Below are 14,121 nucleotides of genomic sequence, written 5' to 3' on the forward strand. Positions count from 1 at the left end.
CGGCGTCCACCGGGCCGGGCAGTTGTAGCAGAACTGTCGAACAGCGGGCTCTGCGGCGGTCGTTACGCGTCCACCGTCGCGGGCTGCTCCTCGCTCTCGGCCGGCGGGAGGGCCTTCACCGAGTCGAGCAGCAGCTGGGCCACGTCGACCACCTTCAGGTGCTCCTTGGCCGCGCCCTCGTTCTTCTTGCCGTTGACCGAGTCGGAGAGCATCACCAGGCAGAACGGGCAGGCGGTGGAGACGATGTCCGGGTTGAGCGACAGCGCCTCGTCCACGCGCTCGGTGTTGATCCGCTTGCCGATGCGCTCCTCCATCCACATCCGGGCACCGCCGGCGCCACAGCAGAAGCCGCGCTCCTTGTGCCGGTGCATCTCCTGCTGGCGCAGGCCGGGGACCTTGTCCATGATCGCGCGCGGCGGCGTGTAGACCTTGTTGTGCCGGCCCAGGTAGCAGGGGTCGTGGTAGGTGATCAGGCCCTCGACCGGGTGGACCGGGACGAGCTTGCCCTCGTCGATGAGGTGCTGGAGCAGCTGGGTGTGGTGGATGACCTCGAAGTGGCCGCCCAGCTGCGGGTACTCGTTGGCGATGGTGTTGAAGCAGTGCGGGCAGGTGGCCACGATCCGCTTGACCGGGGCGTCCTCCAGGGCCGCGTTCAGCGTCTCCACGTTCTGCGCGCCGAGCATCTGGAACAGGAACTCGTTGCCCAGGCGACGGGCCGAGTCACCGGTGCAGGACTCCTCCTTGCCGAGGATCGCGAACTTCACGCCCGCGGTGTGCAGCAGCTCGGCGAAGGCCTTGGTGGTCTTCTTGGCGCGGTCCTCCAGGGCGCCGGCGCAGCCGACCCAGTAGAGGTACTCGACCTCGGCGGGGTCGATGTCCTCACCGATCACCGGCACCTCGATGCCGGTCTCCTTCTTGAGCTCCTTGACCCAGTCCAGGCGCGCCTTGGTGGCCATGCCCCACGGGTTGCCCTTGTTCTCCAGGTTCTTGAGCATCGTCCCGGCCTCGGTCGGGAACGAGGACTCGATCATCACCTGGTAGCGGCGCATGTCGACGATGTGGTCGATGTGCTCGATGTCCACCGGGCACTGCTCGACGCAGGCGCCGCAGGTGGTGCAGGACCACAGCACGTCCGGGTCGATGACGCCGTTCTCCTCGGCGGTGCCGATCAGCGGGCGCTCGGCCTCGGCCAGGGCGGCCGCCGGGACGTCCTTGAGCTGCTCGGAGGTGGCCTTCTCCTCGCCCTCCGCGTCCTTGCCGCCGCCGGCCAGCAGGTACGGCGCCTTGCCGAAGGCGTGGTCCCGCAGGCTCATGATCAGCAGCTTGGGTGAGAGCGGCTTGCCGGTGTTCCAGGCCGGGCACTGCGACTGGCAGCGGCCGCACTCGGTGCAGGTGGAGAAGTCGAGGATGCCCTTCCAGGAGAAGTGCTCGACCTGGGAGACGCCGAAGACGGCGTCCTCGGCCGGGTCCTCGAAGTCGATCGGCTCACCGGCGGAGGTCATCGGCTGCAGCGCGCCGAGCGCCACGGCGCCGTCGGCGTTGCGCTTGAACCAGATGTTCGGGAAGCCCAGGAAGCGGTGCCAGGCCACACCCATGTCGGTGTTCAGCGAGACCGTGATCATCCAGATGAAGGAGACCGAGATCTTGATCGTCGCGACCAGCCAGAGCAGGTTGTGCAGGGTGCCGACGCTCAGCCCGGAGAACAGCTTGACCAGCGGGTACGAGACCACGTACTCGGCCGAGTAGTGGTCGGCGCCCAGCTGCGCGCCCTCCAGGCCGCGCAGGGTCAGGATGGCCGCGCCGATGATGAAGATGACGGCCTCGATGAAGTACGCGAAGCCCATGTTGGAGCCCGCGAAGCGGGACTTGCGGCCCGCCTTGTTCGGCAGGCTCAGCTGCCGGATCACGATCAGCACCGCGATGCCGAGGAAGGTCACCAGGCCGAGCAGCTCCTGGAACACCAGGTACGGCGTCCAGTCACCGATGATCGGGACCTCGTAGTCCGGGTCGAAGAGCTGACCGAACGCGCCGACCAGGGTGAGGATCAGCGCGTAGAACCCGACGGCGACGCACCAGTGGGCGATGCCGACGACGCCCCACTTGTTCATCCGGGTGTGGCCGAGGAACTCCCGGATCAGGGTCACCGTGCGGGCCACCGGGTCGTTGATCCGCGCGCCCTTCGGGACGGGCTGGCCGAGCCGGATGAACCGGTAGATCTGTGCGATGGCACGAGCGAACAGCGCCACGCCGACCACGGCCGTGCCCAGTGAGATGAGGATCGCTGCTAGCTGCATCCGGCTTCTCCGTACTCCAGCGGCGGTGAGGATAGAGGTCGGTCAAGTGTACTCGTGGGTAACTTAACCACCCACCGGCCGGACACTATCGCCCACTAGCACCGATTCAGAAGCTGCTCAAGGTATGGCGGCAGTCACGTGAGGCCATAGTCGCTCATTCGGGTCAAAAAGGAAGGGGACGTGCGAAGCCGCAGCAAAGTTGAGTCGACCAGACTCATTGCTGTTGACTCGCTCGCGCCCCTCATGCATGCTTGAGCCCGTAAAGCTCAACTCTTCCGTGGAGGTATCTACGATGGCACGCGCGGTCGGCATCGACCTCGGTACGACGAACTCGGTCGTCAGCGTTCTGGAGGGTGGCGAGCCCACCGTCATCACGAACGCCGAGGGCGCGCGGACCACGCCGTCCGTCGTCGCCTTCGCGAAGAACGGCGAGGTCCTGGTCGGCGAGGTGGCCAAGCGCCAGGCGGTCACCAACGTCGACCGCACCATCCGCTCGGTCAAGCGCCACATGGGCACCGGGTGGAAGATCAACATCGACGGCAAGGACTTCAACCCCCAGCAGATCTCGGCCTTCGTGCTGCAGAAGCTGAAGCGCGACGCCGAGGCGTACCTGGGCGAGACCGTCACCGACGCCGTCATCACCGTCCCGGCGTACTTCAACGACTCCGAGCGCCAGGCCACCAAGGAGGCCGGTGAGATCGCGGGCCTCAACGTCCTGCGCATCGTCAACGAGCCGACCGCGGCCGCCCTCGCGTACGGCCTGGACAAGGACGACCAGACCATCCTGGTCTTCGACCTCGGCGGCGGCACCTTCGACGTCTCCCTGCTGGAGATCGGCGACGGGGTCGTCGAGGTGAAGGCCACCAACGGTGACAACCACCTCGGTGGTGACGACTGGGACCAGCGCGTCGTCGACCACCTGGTCAAGGTCTTCCAGGCCGGCCACGGCGTCGACCTGTCCAAGGACAAGATGGCCCTCCAGCGTCTGCGCGAGGCCGCCGAGAAGGCGAAGATCGAGCTGTCCTCGTCCTCCGAGACCTCGATCAACCTGCCGTACATCACGGCCTCCGCCGAGGGCCCGCTGCACCTGGACGAGAAGCTCACCCGCGCCCAGTTCCAGCAGCTGACCGCGGACCTGCTGGAGCGCTGCAAGGTCCCGTTCCACAACGTGATCAAGGACGCCGGCATCTCGCTCTCCGAGATCGACCACGTCGTCCTGGTCGGTGGCTCGACCCGCATGCCGGCCGTCGCCGAGCTCGTCAAGGAGCTGACCGGCGGCCAGGACGCCAACAAGGGCGTCAACCCGGACGAGGTCGTCGCCATCGGCGCCGCGCTCCAGGCCGGTGTCCTCAAGGGCGAGGTCAAGGACGTCCTGCTCCTGGACGTCACCCCGCTGTCCCTCGGCATCGAGACCAAGGGCGGCATCATGACCAAGCTGATCGAGCGCAACACCACGATCCCGACCAAGCGTTCCGAGATCTTCACCACGGCCGAGGACAACCAGCCGTCCGTACAGATCCAGGTCTACCAGGGCGAGCGCGAGATCGCCGCGTACAACAAGAAGCTCGGCATGTTCGAGCTGACCGGCCTGCCGCCGGCGCCGCGCGGCCTGCCGCAGATCGAGGTCACCTTCGACATCGACGCCAACGGCATCATGCACGTCGGTGCCAAGGACCTCGGCACCGGCAAGGAGCAGAAGATGACCGTCACCGGCGGCTCCTCGCTGCCGAAGGACGAGGTCGACCGCATGCGCCGCGAGGCCGAGCAGTACGCCGAGGACGACCACAAGCGCCGCGAGGCCGTGGAGACCCGCAACTCCGCCGAGCAGCTCGTCTACTCGACCGAGAAGTTCATCGCCGACAACGCCGACAAGCTGCCGGGCGACGTCAAGACCGAGGTCGAGACCGCCATCGGCGAGCTCAAGGAGGCCCTGAAGGGCGAGGACATCGCGAAGATCCGCGAGGCCTCGGAGAAGGTCTCCACCACCGCGCAGAAGCTCGGCCAGGCGCTGTACGCCAACGCCGACGCCCCCGCCGGTGCCGCCGCCTCCGGTGACTCCACCCAGGCCAAGGACGACGACGTCGTCGACGCCGAGATCGTGGACGACGAGAAGCCCAAGGGTGGTGCCGCATGACGGACAAGCCGCAGGGCGGCAAGCCCGGCGACGACTCCGCCGCCGAGGAGGCCGTGATCAAGGCTGCCGAGGAGGCCGCCGCGGCCGGCGCCGGCGAGTCCGGTTCGGAGGACCTCGCCGCCGCCAAGCGCGAGCTCGCCGAGCGCACCGGTGACCTCCAGCGCCTCCAGGCCGAGTACCAGAACTACCGCAAGCGGGTCGAGCGCGACCGGCTGACCGTCCGCGAGATCGCCGTCTCCAACATCCTGGAGTCGCTGATCCCGGTCCTGGACGACATCGGCCGCGCCCGCGAGCACGGCGAGGTCACGGGCGGCTTCAAGTCCGTCGCCGAGTCGCTGGAGACGGTCGTCGCCAAGCTGGGCCTCCAGCAGTTCGGCAAGGAGGGCGAGCCCTTCGACCCGACCATGCACGAGGCGCTGATGCACAGCTACTCCTCGGACGTCACCGAGGACACCTGCGTGCAGATCCTCCAGCCCGGCTACCGCATCGGCGAGCGGATCATCCGCCCGGCGATGGTGGCCGTCGCGGAGCCCCAGCCCGGCAGCCAGGCGTCCTCCTCGGACGCCGAGGCGAAGTCCGCCGACACGGACAAGTCCGACGGTGGCTCGGACAGCTGACAACCTGTGACAGCTGACAACCAGTGCGCTGCGGAGTCGTACGCCGGCCAGTACGGCGGCCGGCTCCGCAGCGCGCTGTCAACGGCTCTTCTTGCAGTTGCTGTTGACAGCACAGTGACGATGGACTCGGGAGGTGGCGGAAGCCGTGAGCGAGCGCAGCATGGGGGTCCCCCCGGCCGAAGGCTGGGGGAGAACCATTGAGGGGCGCGTGTACCGCTCAGCGGCTGCCGAGCGTAGCGAGGTGGACGCATGAGCGGTAAGGACTACGTGGAGAAGGACTACTACAAGGTCCTCGGCGTGCCCAAGGACGCCACCGCCACCGAGATCAAGAAGACCTACCGCAGGCTCGCGCGCGAGTTCCACCCCGACGCCAACAAGGGTGACTCCAAGGCCGAGGAACGGTTCAAGGACATCTCCGAGGCGTACGACGTCCTCTCCGACGAGAAGCGCCGCAAGGAGTACGACGAGGCTCGCAGCCTCTTCGCCAACGGCGGCTTCCGGGCCGGCGGCGGCCCCGGCGGCACCGGCAGCTACAGCTTCGACTTCGGCGACCTCTTCAGCGGCAGCCAGGGCGGCAGCGGTGGCGGCGGCATCGGCGACGTCTTCGGTGGCCTCTTCAACCGCGGCGGCACCCGGCAGGCCCAGCCCCGGCGCGGCGCCGACGTCGAGACCGAGGTGACGCTCTCCTTCGAGGAGGCGGTGGACGGCGCGACCGTCCCGCTGCGGATGACCAGCCAGGCCCCCTGCCGCGGTTGCAACGGCACCGGCGCCAAGTCCGGCACCACGCCGCGGGTCTGTCCGACCTGCGTCGGCGCCGGCACCGTCAGCCGCGGCCAGGGCGCCTTCGCGCTCTCCGAGCCGTGCAAGGACTGCCGCGGCCGGGGAATGATCGTCGACGACCCCTGCCCCGACTGCCACGGCAGCGGCCGGGCCAGCTCGGCCCGCACCATGCAGGTCCGGATACCGGCCGGCGTCCAGGCCGACCAGCGCATCCGGCTCAAGGGCAAGGGCGCCCAGGGCGAGCGCGGCGGGCAGCCCGGCGACCTCTACGTCACCGTGCACGTCGACCCGCACCCGGTCTTCGGGCGCAAGGGCGACAACCTCACCGTCACCGTCCCGGTCGCCTTCCCCGAGGCGGCGCTCGGCGCCACCATCGAGGTGCCCACGCTGAACGGCCCGTCCGTGAAGCTCAAGCTCCCCCCGGGCAGCGCCAACGGCCTCACCATGCGCGCCCGCGGCAAGGGTGCCACCCGCAAGGACGGCACCCGCGGCGACCTCCTCGTCACCGTCGAGGTCGTGGTGCCCCAGCACGTCACCGGTGACGCGCTGAACGCCCTGGAGCAGTACCGCGAGGCCACCGCCTCCGACGATCCGCGAGCCGCCCTCTTCCGGGCGGCGAAGGGAGCGTGACGACCAGATGTCCCCGATGAACCCGATCGACCCCGACACCCCGATCGGCCCCGGCGTCGGCGAGGGCCTGCCCGGCGCCGGCCCCCGCCGCACCCGCCGGGCCGCCGCGGCCCCACCGCAGTACGTCCTCACCGAGGACACCCCGGTGTACGTCATCTCCGTGGCCGCCGAACTGTCCGGCCTGCACCCGCAGACCCTGCGTCAGTACGACCGCCTCGGTCTGGTCTGCCCCGACCGCACCGCCGGCCGCGGCCGCCGCTACTCCGCGCGCGACATCCAGCAGCTGCGCGAGGTCCAGCGGCTCTCCCAGGACGAGGGCATCAACCTGGCGGGCATCAAGCGGATCATCGAGCTGGAGAACCAGGTCACCGCCCTCCGGTCCCGCGTCGCGGAACTGGTCGACTCCCTGGAGGGCGCCGCCACCGCCCTCCAGCAGCGCGAGGCCGCCGTCCACGCCTCCTACCGCCGCGACCTCGTCCCGTACCAGCCCCCCACCCCGCAGTCCAGCGCCCTGGTCGTCTGGCGCCCCAAGCGCTGACCTGGCGATCCACCGGCCGCCGGTCCCTCCTCTCGGGGGGGTGCCGGCGGCTCGGTGTTGGTGAGAGAGTGCTCTATCGGGCCGGCACGGTCGATCTGCGGGCGGCAAGGCACCCAGTCAGCGCCACCTAGGATTCTTGCCACAGAAGACGACAGTCGCGTTGACTACTTCCCGGTCAACACTAGGAGCCGAGATGAGTGGGCGAGAGCACGCGGGAGCTGCATTCGGCGGATCGCGCGTCCTGTCCGAGGAAGCCCGAAAGCTCTACCTGCAGGCCGTCAACGAGAACGGTCGTCTCTCCCGGAGCGCGTGTCCGGCCGCCGGTGTCCCGGCCCTCGACGAATTGTTGAAACTCGGACTGCTGATACCCGACAGCGACGACCCGGGCGCTTTGCTCGCCGTCGATCCGGCCCAACTCGCCGGCAGTCTGAGTTCCACCTGGCAGCGGCAGGCCCTCGATCTGCTCTCGAGAGCGGTATCGCTGCCCGGGGACCTCAGCGAACTCGCCGAGGCATTTCACGCCCCGGACACGACGGGTGGGGCCATCGAATACATCCACGGGAAAGCGCGGATAAATCAGAGACTTCAGCAGTCGGCCGCCGCGGGGGTCACGGAAGGCCTGTCCATGCAGCCCGGCGGCCCCCGTCCGGCGGAAATGCTGACGTCTTTCCTGGCGCGCGACCTGGAGATTCTCCGCCACGGCGCGTCGATGCGGACGATTTACAACGCGAGCACCCGCTACCACCAGGCGACCCGGGACTACGTCGCGAAGCTGACCGAGGAAGGCTGGCAGTTCCGCACCCTGGACGAGCCGTACGCCCGGCTGATCATCGTGGACCGCAAGCTGGCCGTGATCCCGGTGGTGGACGACGACCTGGCCGCGTTCATCCACGATCCGGCCATCGTCGGCTTCCTGATCGAGGAGGTGTTCGAGCGGAGCTGGAACCGGGCCCTGGAGTTCGACGGGGATCGTTCCGTCCCCCAACAAGTGGTTTCCAGACTGCGCCAGACGATCATCGACCTGATGCTCGCCGGGACGAACCACCGGGTCATCGCACGACGACTGGGCATCAGTGAGCGGACCCTCGCGCGCCACATCGCGGAACTGAGGGAGGAGTACCACGTCGACTCCCTCTTCCAGCTGGGCTACGCGCTCGGCCGGTCGCCGAAACCGGGAGTGGACTGAGGGAGGGCGGCCGCCGAATCCCGCCCCACTCAGCGCAAATGGCTCACCCTTCACGCCCGCTTCGTCCCGATCGGGCCGTACGGCTGGATTTCAGCCCCAGTGCAGGTCGTCCGCAATGGCCGCCTGCGCAGTGGTGGTCACATCCGCGTGCCCGCCGTCGGACGGGGACGAGACTCCGGTCAGAACCGCTACGCCGATGAGGATCGGAAGCGCAACCTTGCAGACGAGTCGACGCACAGACACGGACCCACCCTCCTTAGCTCTCGAACACCTTGGGCCGAATCAATAGCACTGGCGTCCACATGATGCCGCACCTCGCGCGAGAGTGCCATCCCCAACTCCCCCCGGCCGGAGCGTCATCTCTCTGCCAGGCATCCAGATGCCAGGGCGGGATGCTGGACGCGGCTGCGCGCACTGATAGACGATCAGTTCGCTCCCAATGGTCCAGCACAGATAGCGAACTTGCCGCTGTACCGTCAAATATCTGCCGGATCTCTTCCGCTCGCAGACTCAAAAGCCACTGTCCTCAGCGCCCACCGGCACCACTTCACCACCCGGTCGGCCTTTCCCCGGAGTCGACATGACCGAGCCCTACCTGCGTCACCACGACAGCCAGGCCCCTGAGGGTCGGCGTGCACGTGTGTTCCTGGCCGCCCCGCTGATGCGACTGACCGGGCCGGCCGACAGCGTGGTGACCCTCGCCAGCCGGACGCGGCTGACGACGCTCCGCACCACCCTGCTCCGCAGCGGTGCCGCCGTGTACAGCGCGCACCACAGCGACGCCTGGACCATCTCCGGCCGCGCGCCGGAGCCCCGCGTCCCCTCCGACTTCCGCGCCCTCCAGTCCGCCGACCTCGTGTTCGCCTACGTCGGGGCCCCGCTCTCGGCCGGCGTGAGCCTGGAGCTCGGCTGGGCGTCGGCGCTGCGCAAGCCGATCGTCCTCCTGGTCGACGAGGCCATCACCCACAACCCGCTGATCGCCACCATCGAGCAGGTCGCCCCGGTCCTGCCGCTGGTCTTCGACGACACCTGGTCGCAAGAGGCCCTCAACCACACGGTGGAGACCGCGCTGGACTGGGCCGGCATGGCGCTCTCCCTGCGCGAGGGCTTCTGGACCGCCCCCGGCGAGCAGTTCAACGTCCCCCGGCAGCAGCCCCCGGTCCCCGGCTACTGGCCGACCGGCGCCGCCACCGGCTGAGCGGCGGCTACCCACCGGACTCCCCCGTCCGGGCTCCCCGCATCTGCCAGCCGAGTTGGAACAGCGTCTCGGCGTCGTACTGTTCCCGCAGCCGGGCGATGTGGGCGGCCACCGTTCGCTCGCCCAGGCCCATCCTGGTGGCGATCGCCCGCTGAGTGAGGCCCTGGGCGAGCAGCCGGGCGATCTGCCGACGGCTGGGCGGCTCGGTGGAACCTGCGGCCGGCGATGCCCAGTTGACGCCCTCGGCGCGCTGCCAGAGCTGCTCGAAGGTGTCCACCACGAAGGCGACCGTCGACGGGTCGTCGACCACGGCCGCGCTGGTGTAGTCGGGGGCGGCGGGGATGACGGCCACGGTGCGGTCGAAGACCAGGAAGCGTTTGAAGGGATGCTCCAGCACCCGGATCGCACAGCCGAGCCGGGTGGCGTCGGCGGCGTAGCCGACCGCCGGAGCGTCCGTACGGGCCGTCGCCTCGAACAGGCAGCGCATCGTGCCTCCTCGTTCCAGGTACCGGCGGGTGCGTGTGAGGGATTCGGCAAGCACGTCGGCGGAACGCCCGGCGCCGGGTTGGGCGGTCAGGCTTTCGTCCGGATGCGTGTGGGTCAACTGCTCCAGTCGGTGCCGGATCTCCGACTTCCCGGTGATGATCCGGGTGCCGGCGCGCCCGGTCTCGCGCTGGGGTGCGGTGTCGTAGGCGTGGGTGAGCTCGCGCAGCAGGTCGGGGACCTGGTCGGCCTCGACCAGCAGCCGGGTGCCGGTCCTCCGGAGATCGGTGCCGATCCGCCGGCCGACCGCCCTGGGGTCGACCGCACTGTACGAACCGTCCATCAGCTGCGGTACCAGCAGCCCGAGGTCCACCAGCTGCCGGAGCGCCGGCTCGTCCTGCGCACCGACCTCGGCCGCCCGGACCCGGCCGCCCTCGCGCAGGACGGCGAGGTAGAGGGCACGGGCGGCGGCGTCCTGGAGGGTGGCGGAGAGCCGGGTGGCGGGGGTGTCAGTCATGGCGTTCTCCCCGGAGCTGCCAGCCGAGGTGGAAGAGGGTGTGGGCGCCGTAGCGGTCGCGCAGCCGGGAGATGTGGGCGGCGACGGTGCGTTCGCTCACGCCCAGCCGGGTGGCGACGGCCCGTTGGGTGAGGCCGCGGGCGAGCAGCCGGCCGATCCGCACGGTGGTGACGGACGGCGGGTCGAGGTGGCGGCCGGCGGGAGTGGCGCGGGCCCAGTCACGCTCGAACCGGGCGACCAGGTAGGCGACGGTGGTGGGGTCGGTGAGGAAGACGGCCCGGCTGCGGTCCTCGGCGGCGGGGATGACGGCCACCGCGCGGTCGAAGACCAGCACCCGCTCGTACGGTTCGGCGAGGACCCGGACCTGGGCGCCCTGTCCGGTGCGCAGGGCGACCTGCTCCCGCACCGCGGGGTCGGCGAGGGTGACGGGCTGGTAGACGGTGCGCAGCGAGCAGCCTCGGCGGAGCAGTGAGAGGTCCTGGGCGAGGGCCATCCGCAGGCCTTCGACCGGACGCGGTCCGGGCTGGGCGGCCAGGACCTCCTCCCGGCACTCCGAGACGAGCTGGCTGATCCGCCTGCGGACCTCCGCGGCGTCGTCGACGGTGCCGGCCCCGGAACCGGCGGCCCCTGGTCCGGCGGCCCCGGGGTCGACGGGAGGGGAGCCCGGGTGGCGGGCCGCGTCGTAGGCGCGGGCCAGCGGCCCGAGGGTGCCCGGGAGCCGTTCGGCGTGCTGCAGCAGGCGGATGGCGCGGGTGCGCAGTTCGAGGCCGAGCCGGTCGCCGAGGGCGCGCGGGCCGGCGGCGGTCCAGCCGGTGGCGGTGGGGGTGAGCAGGCCGCGGGCGACGAGGGCGGCCAGGGCGGGGCGGTCGCCGGGGGCGAGGTCCTCGGGGCGCAGCCGGCCGCCGCTCCGGACGGCGGCGAGGTAGAGGGCCCGCTCGGCCGGGCCGGGCTCATCGGTCATCTCGGGCGCCTCGCATCAGCCAGCCGAGCTGGAAGAGGGTCTGCGCGCCGTAGCGGTCGCGCAGCCGGGAGATGTGGGCGGCGACGGTGCGTTCGCTCAGGCCCAGCCGGGTGGCGACGGCGCGCTGGGTGAGGCCGCGGGCGAGCAGCCGGCCTACGCGGTCGGCGATGGTGCGGGCGGGCGCCTGGCCGACGGCGGCGGCCTCGGCGGTGTCGGCGCGTGCCCAGTCGCGTTCGAAGGTGCCGACCAGGTAGGTGATGGTGGCCGGGTCGGTGATGAAGGCGGCGGTGCTGTTGTCGTCGTTGGCGGAGATCACGGCGACGGACCGGTCGAAGACGATCAGCCGCTGGAAGGGCTCGTCGAGCACGCGGATGAGCGAGCCGTGCCGGGTGACCTCCTCGGCGTAGGCGAGGGCGGGCGGGTCGGCGAGGGCGAGCGGCTGGTAGATGGTGCGCAGCGAGCAGCCGCGCTGGAGCAGCTGGACGTCCTGGAGGAGGGCGACCTGGAGGGTGTCGGCGGGCCGGTGGCCCGGCTGTGCGGTGAGGACCTCGGAGCGGCAGTCGGAGACCAGCTGGGAGATCCGCTGGCGGATGTGGACGTGCCCCTCGACGTGGACGGCGCCGCCGGCCCGGCCGGTCGGGCGGGGCATCGCGTCGTAGGCCCGGGTGAGGCTGTCCAGGGCGCCCGGGAGGTTCTCCGCGCGGACCAGCAGCCGGGTGGCCTCGCTGCGCAGTTCGGCGCCCAGGCGGTCGCTGACCGAGCGCGGGCTGACGGCGGTGTAGCAGCGGTCCATCGGGTTGACCATCAACAGGCCGATGTCGATGAGCTGTTGGAGCGCGCCCCGGTCGGCGTCCGGGACCTCGCCGGTGGGGACGCGGCCGCCCGCGGCGATGATGGCCAGGTACAGCTGCCGGGCGGCCTCGTCGGGCTCCTCGCCCACGGGCCCGTGGTGCGGCGTGACCGCCGGTTCCGCCGTCACGTCGCACTCTCCCTGCCGGATGCCTCTCCCCTGGTGCTGCCCGCGCTCCCCGCCGCGCGAGTCGCGGCACCGGTGGGCCGGGCGGGCTCACGGTACCGGTGGGCCGGCACGGCGTGATCATGGGTCAGGCGGTCACGGTACCGGGCGGGACGGCGGGCCCCCGGGCCCGGGTGCCGTCGCACGCCGGGTCGTCCGGGGGCCGCCATCGGTACGCCAGTGCCAGGGCGCTCCCGTCGAGGCGGAGCAGCAACGCCTCGACGGGTCCGGCTCGGAGGCCATCACCACACATGGCCCTGGCCGGCGCTCTTCCCCCCCGTTCCGCGGGCGCGGGGTGTCGCGCCTGCGGTCAGTTTCGAAGAGCGAGTCGCCACCATCAGGCTGCGGTGCCTGGACGACCTGGCGTGTCTCCACCCTCACAGCGTGACGGCCGGTGAACAAGTGCCGCCCGAGTGCATGTTCGCGCAATTGCAGTTATCTGCAGGCCGGCGCAGGTGCGGCGGATCGGACGACGGGGGCGGATTCCGGTCAGGGCCCGGGCCCGCGAGGGGTGTCGGCGCTGCCCGGCACCCCTGCCGGTTGGCCGTGCACCGTCATCCCGGCCGTGCACGTTCCTGCATCCGCGGCGTGCTCCTGAGTTGCGCGTCCGCGCGCGGGGGAACGGGCTCGCTGCCCCGGCCTCAGCGGGCGAGCAGCCGCCCCCGCGCCAGCCCGGCCGCGGTACCGCTCGCGGCGAGCACCCAGGCGAACGCCAGCAGCAGGTACAGCCCGACGGCCAGCCCGCTGAAGCCCCCGAAGCCGGTGTGCCGGGCGAGCGCCGAGGCACCGGTGACGCAGGTGCCGACCGGGAAGGTGTACGCCCACCAGGTCATCGCGAACGGCATCCCGGCCCGCCGGGCGCGCAGGTTGGCGGTGAGCGCGACGGCCAGCCAGAGCATCGCGACGCCGATCACCGCCACGCCGTACAACTCGGCGAGGTCGACCATGGCGGGCGCCAGCGCGGGCAGCACCGGGCGGGCGGCGTCGGCGAGCTGGTGGACCGCGGTGACGGACTGGCCGAGCGGGCCGAGCACCAGGAACAGCGAGGGGGTGAGCGCCAGGGCGGGCAGCTTGCTGTGGAACAGCCCGGTGAACACCACCGGCAGCAGCACCAGGGTGGCCAGCAGACCGACCCCGAACAGCGCCCAGCAGCCGTACAGCATGGCCTGCTGCGCCGTCCCGGCCGGCAGGTGCGGGACGAGCGCCGGGCCGCAGGCGGAGGCGACCAGCGGGGCGACCACCGGCAGCAGCCAGGTCGGGTTGGCCTCCAGGGCGGAGACCGGGTGCCGGGTGATCATCAGGTACGGGATGCCGCCGGCCACGGCCAGCGCGTACAGGGTGCCGAGGCTCCACAGCACCGCGTCCAGGGCGACCGCCGGGCCGGTGCCGATCACCCGGGAGCCGATCAGCAGGGTGCCCAGCCCGACCGCCAGCAACGCCATCGGCGGGCAGCCGTAGAAGACCGCGGTGGCCGGGTTGTCCAGCAGCTGGGCGCGGGCCGCCTCGCGGTGCCGGGTGAGGTGGACCAGCCGGGCCCCGGCCAGCACCAGCAGGGCGGCCAGCGCGAGCGCCCACATCACCTCGCCGAAGCCGGTCAGCCCGGGCAGCCGCACCGGCAGGACGGCGGCGCCGTTCGCCAGGATCGCGGTGCCCATCACGGCGGCGTACCAGTTGGGGCCGAGCTGGGCGAGGTCGAGCCGGGGACTGACGGCGGGGCGGGCGAGGGGGCGGATACCGGCCAGAGTGGACATACCCCCACCGTCGCCCG

Annotated in this window: 11 protein-coding genes; 6 read left to right on the plus strand and 5 right to left on the minus strand. The window is 71.0% G+C overall.

Annotated features, from left to right (window positions below):
- Nucleotides 1-62 precede the first annotated feature (62 nt).
- A complete protein-coding gene (locus tag ACIRRH_RS29070) occupies nucleotides 63-2,294 on the minus strand; it encodes a (Fe-S)-binding protein (protein ID WP_403073296.1) in 2,232 nt (743 codons plus the stop codon).
- Between the two features lie 292 nt (nucleotides 2,295-2,586).
- Between ACIRRH_RS29070 and dnaK the strand changes: the two genes are divergently transcribed.
- The 6 genes from dnaK to ACIRRH_RS29100 all read left to right on the plus strand — a co-directional run bounded on the left by dnaK (nucleotide 2,587) and on the right by ACIRRH_RS29100 (nucleotide 9,377).
- Entirely contained in the window at nucleotides 2,587-4,428 is a 1,842-nt protein-coding gene (dnaK, locus tag ACIRRH_RS29075) for a molecular chaperone DnaK (protein WP_403073298.1), read from the plus strand.
- The gene (grpE, locus tag ACIRRH_RS29080; protein WP_403073300.1) at nucleotides 4,425-5,045 is read left to right on the plus strand and encodes a nucleotide exchange factor GrpE; all 621 of its coding nucleotides are present in this window, start codon (nucleotides 4,425-4,427) and stop codon (nucleotides 5,043-5,045) included. Before dnaK ends, grpE begins: the two co-directional genes overlap by 4 nt.
- Nucleotides 5,046-5,294: 249 nt before the next feature.
- The gene (gene dnaJ / locus ACIRRH_RS29085; RefSeq protein ID WP_403073302.1) at nucleotides 5,295-6,455 is read left to right on the plus strand and encodes a molecular chaperone DnaJ; all 1,161 of its coding nucleotides are present in this window, start codon (nucleotides 5,295-5,297) and stop codon (nucleotides 6,453-6,455) included.
- Nucleotides 6,456-6,462: 7 nt separating this feature from the next.
- On the plus strand, nucleotides 6,463-6,993 hold the full coding sequence (locus ACIRRH_RS29090; RefSeq protein WP_403073304.1) for a heat shock protein transcriptional repressor HspR: 531 nt from the start codon (nucleotides 6,463-6,465) through the stop codon (nucleotides 6,991-6,993).
- A gap of 193 nt (nucleotides 6,994-7,186) precedes the next feature.
- Nucleotides 7,187-8,179 carry a hypothetical protein gene (locus tag ACIRRH_RS29095; protein WP_403073305.1) on the plus strand — a complete coding sequence of 331 codons (993 nt, stop codon included), beginning with the start codon at nucleotides 7,187-7,189 and terminating at the stop codon, nucleotides 8,177-8,179.
- A 580-nt stretch (nucleotides 8,180-8,759) separates the two neighbouring features.
- Nucleotides 8,760-9,377 carry a hypothetical protein gene (locus ACIRRH_RS29100; protein WP_051709310.1) on the plus strand — a complete coding sequence of 206 codons (618 nt, stop codon included), beginning with the start codon at nucleotides 8,760-8,762 and terminating at the stop codon, nucleotides 9,375-9,377.
- Between the two features lie 7 nt (nucleotides 9,378-9,384).
- Here the strand turns inward: ACIRRH_RS29100 and ACIRRH_RS29105 are convergent, their stop codons facing one another.
- From ACIRRH_RS29105 to ACIRRH_RS29120, 4 genes are all read right to left on the minus strand, one after another.
- A complete protein-coding gene (locus tag ACIRRH_RS29105; RefSeq protein WP_403073307.1) occupies nucleotides 9,385-10,377 on the minus strand; it encodes a helix-turn-helix domain-containing protein in 993 nt (330 codons plus the stop codon).
- Nucleotides 10,370-11,338, minus strand: coding sequence for a LuxR C-terminal-related transcriptional regulator (locus ACIRRH_RS29110; protein WP_403073309.1), 969 nt, complete (start codon nucleotides 11,336-11,338; stop codon nucleotides 10,370-10,372). The genes ACIRRH_RS29105 and ACIRRH_RS29110 overlap by 8 nt, the downstream gene beginning before the upstream one ends.
- Entirely contained in the window at nucleotides 11,328-12,317 is a 990-nt protein-coding gene (locus ACIRRH_RS29115) for a LuxR C-terminal-related transcriptional regulator (protein ID WP_403073311.1), read from the minus strand. The genes ACIRRH_RS29110 and ACIRRH_RS29115 overlap by 11 nt, the downstream gene beginning before the upstream one ends.
- Before the next feature lie 677 nt (nucleotides 12,318-12,994).
- Entirely contained in the window at nucleotides 12,995-14,104 is a 1,110-nt protein-coding gene (locus ACIRRH_RS29120) for a TDT family transporter (RefSeq protein WP_403073312.1), read from the minus strand.
- Nucleotides 14,105-14,121: the final 17 nt, after the last annotated feature.

The sequence above is a fragment of the Kitasatospora sp. NPDC101235 genome (assembly GCF_044767505.1).
Taxonomy (GTDB): Bacteria; Actinomycetota; Actinomycetes; order Streptomycetales; family Streptomycetaceae; genus Kitasatospora.

Excerpts from the sequence above, each read along its gene's own strand:
- ACIRRH_RS29070 (WP_403073296.1), bottom strand. The coding sequence starts at position 2,294 with ATGCAGCTAGCAGCGATCCTCATCTCACTGGGCACGGCCGTGGTCGGC.
- dnaK (WP_403073298.1), top strand. The coding sequence starts at position 2,587 with ATGGCACGCGCGGTCGGCATCGACCTCGGTACGACGAACTCGGTCGTC.
- grpE (WP_403073300.1), top strand. The coding sequence starts at position 4,425 with ATGACGGACAAGCCGCAGGGCGGCAAGCCCGGCGACGACTCCGCCGCC.
- dnaJ (WP_403073302.1), top strand. The coding sequence starts at position 5,295 with ATGAGCGGTAAGGACTACGTGGAGAAGGACTACTACAAGGTCCTCGGC.
- ACIRRH_RS29090 (WP_403073304.1), top strand. The coding sequence starts at position 6,463 with ATGTCCCCGATGAACCCGATCGACCCCGACACCCCGATCGGCCCCGGC.
- ACIRRH_RS29095 (WP_403073305.1), top strand. The coding sequence starts at position 7,187 with ATGAGTGGGCGAGAGCACGCGGGAGCTGCATTCGGCGGATCGCGCGTC.
- ACIRRH_RS29100 (WP_051709310.1), top strand. The coding sequence starts at position 8,760 with ATGACCGAGCCCTACCTGCGTCACCACGACAGCCAGGCCCCTGAGGGT.
- ACIRRH_RS29105 (WP_403073307.1), bottom strand. The coding sequence starts at position 10,377 with ATGACTGACACCCCCGCCACCCGGCTCTCCGCCACCCTCCAGGACGCC.
- ACIRRH_RS29110 (WP_403073309.1), bottom strand. The coding sequence starts at position 11,338 with ATGACCGATGAGCCCGGCCCGGCCGAGCGGGCCCTCTACCTCGCCGCC.
- ACIRRH_RS29120 (WP_403073312.1), bottom strand. The coding sequence starts at position 14,104 with ATGTCCACTCTGGCCGGTATCCGCCCCCTCGCCCGCCCCGCCGTCAGT.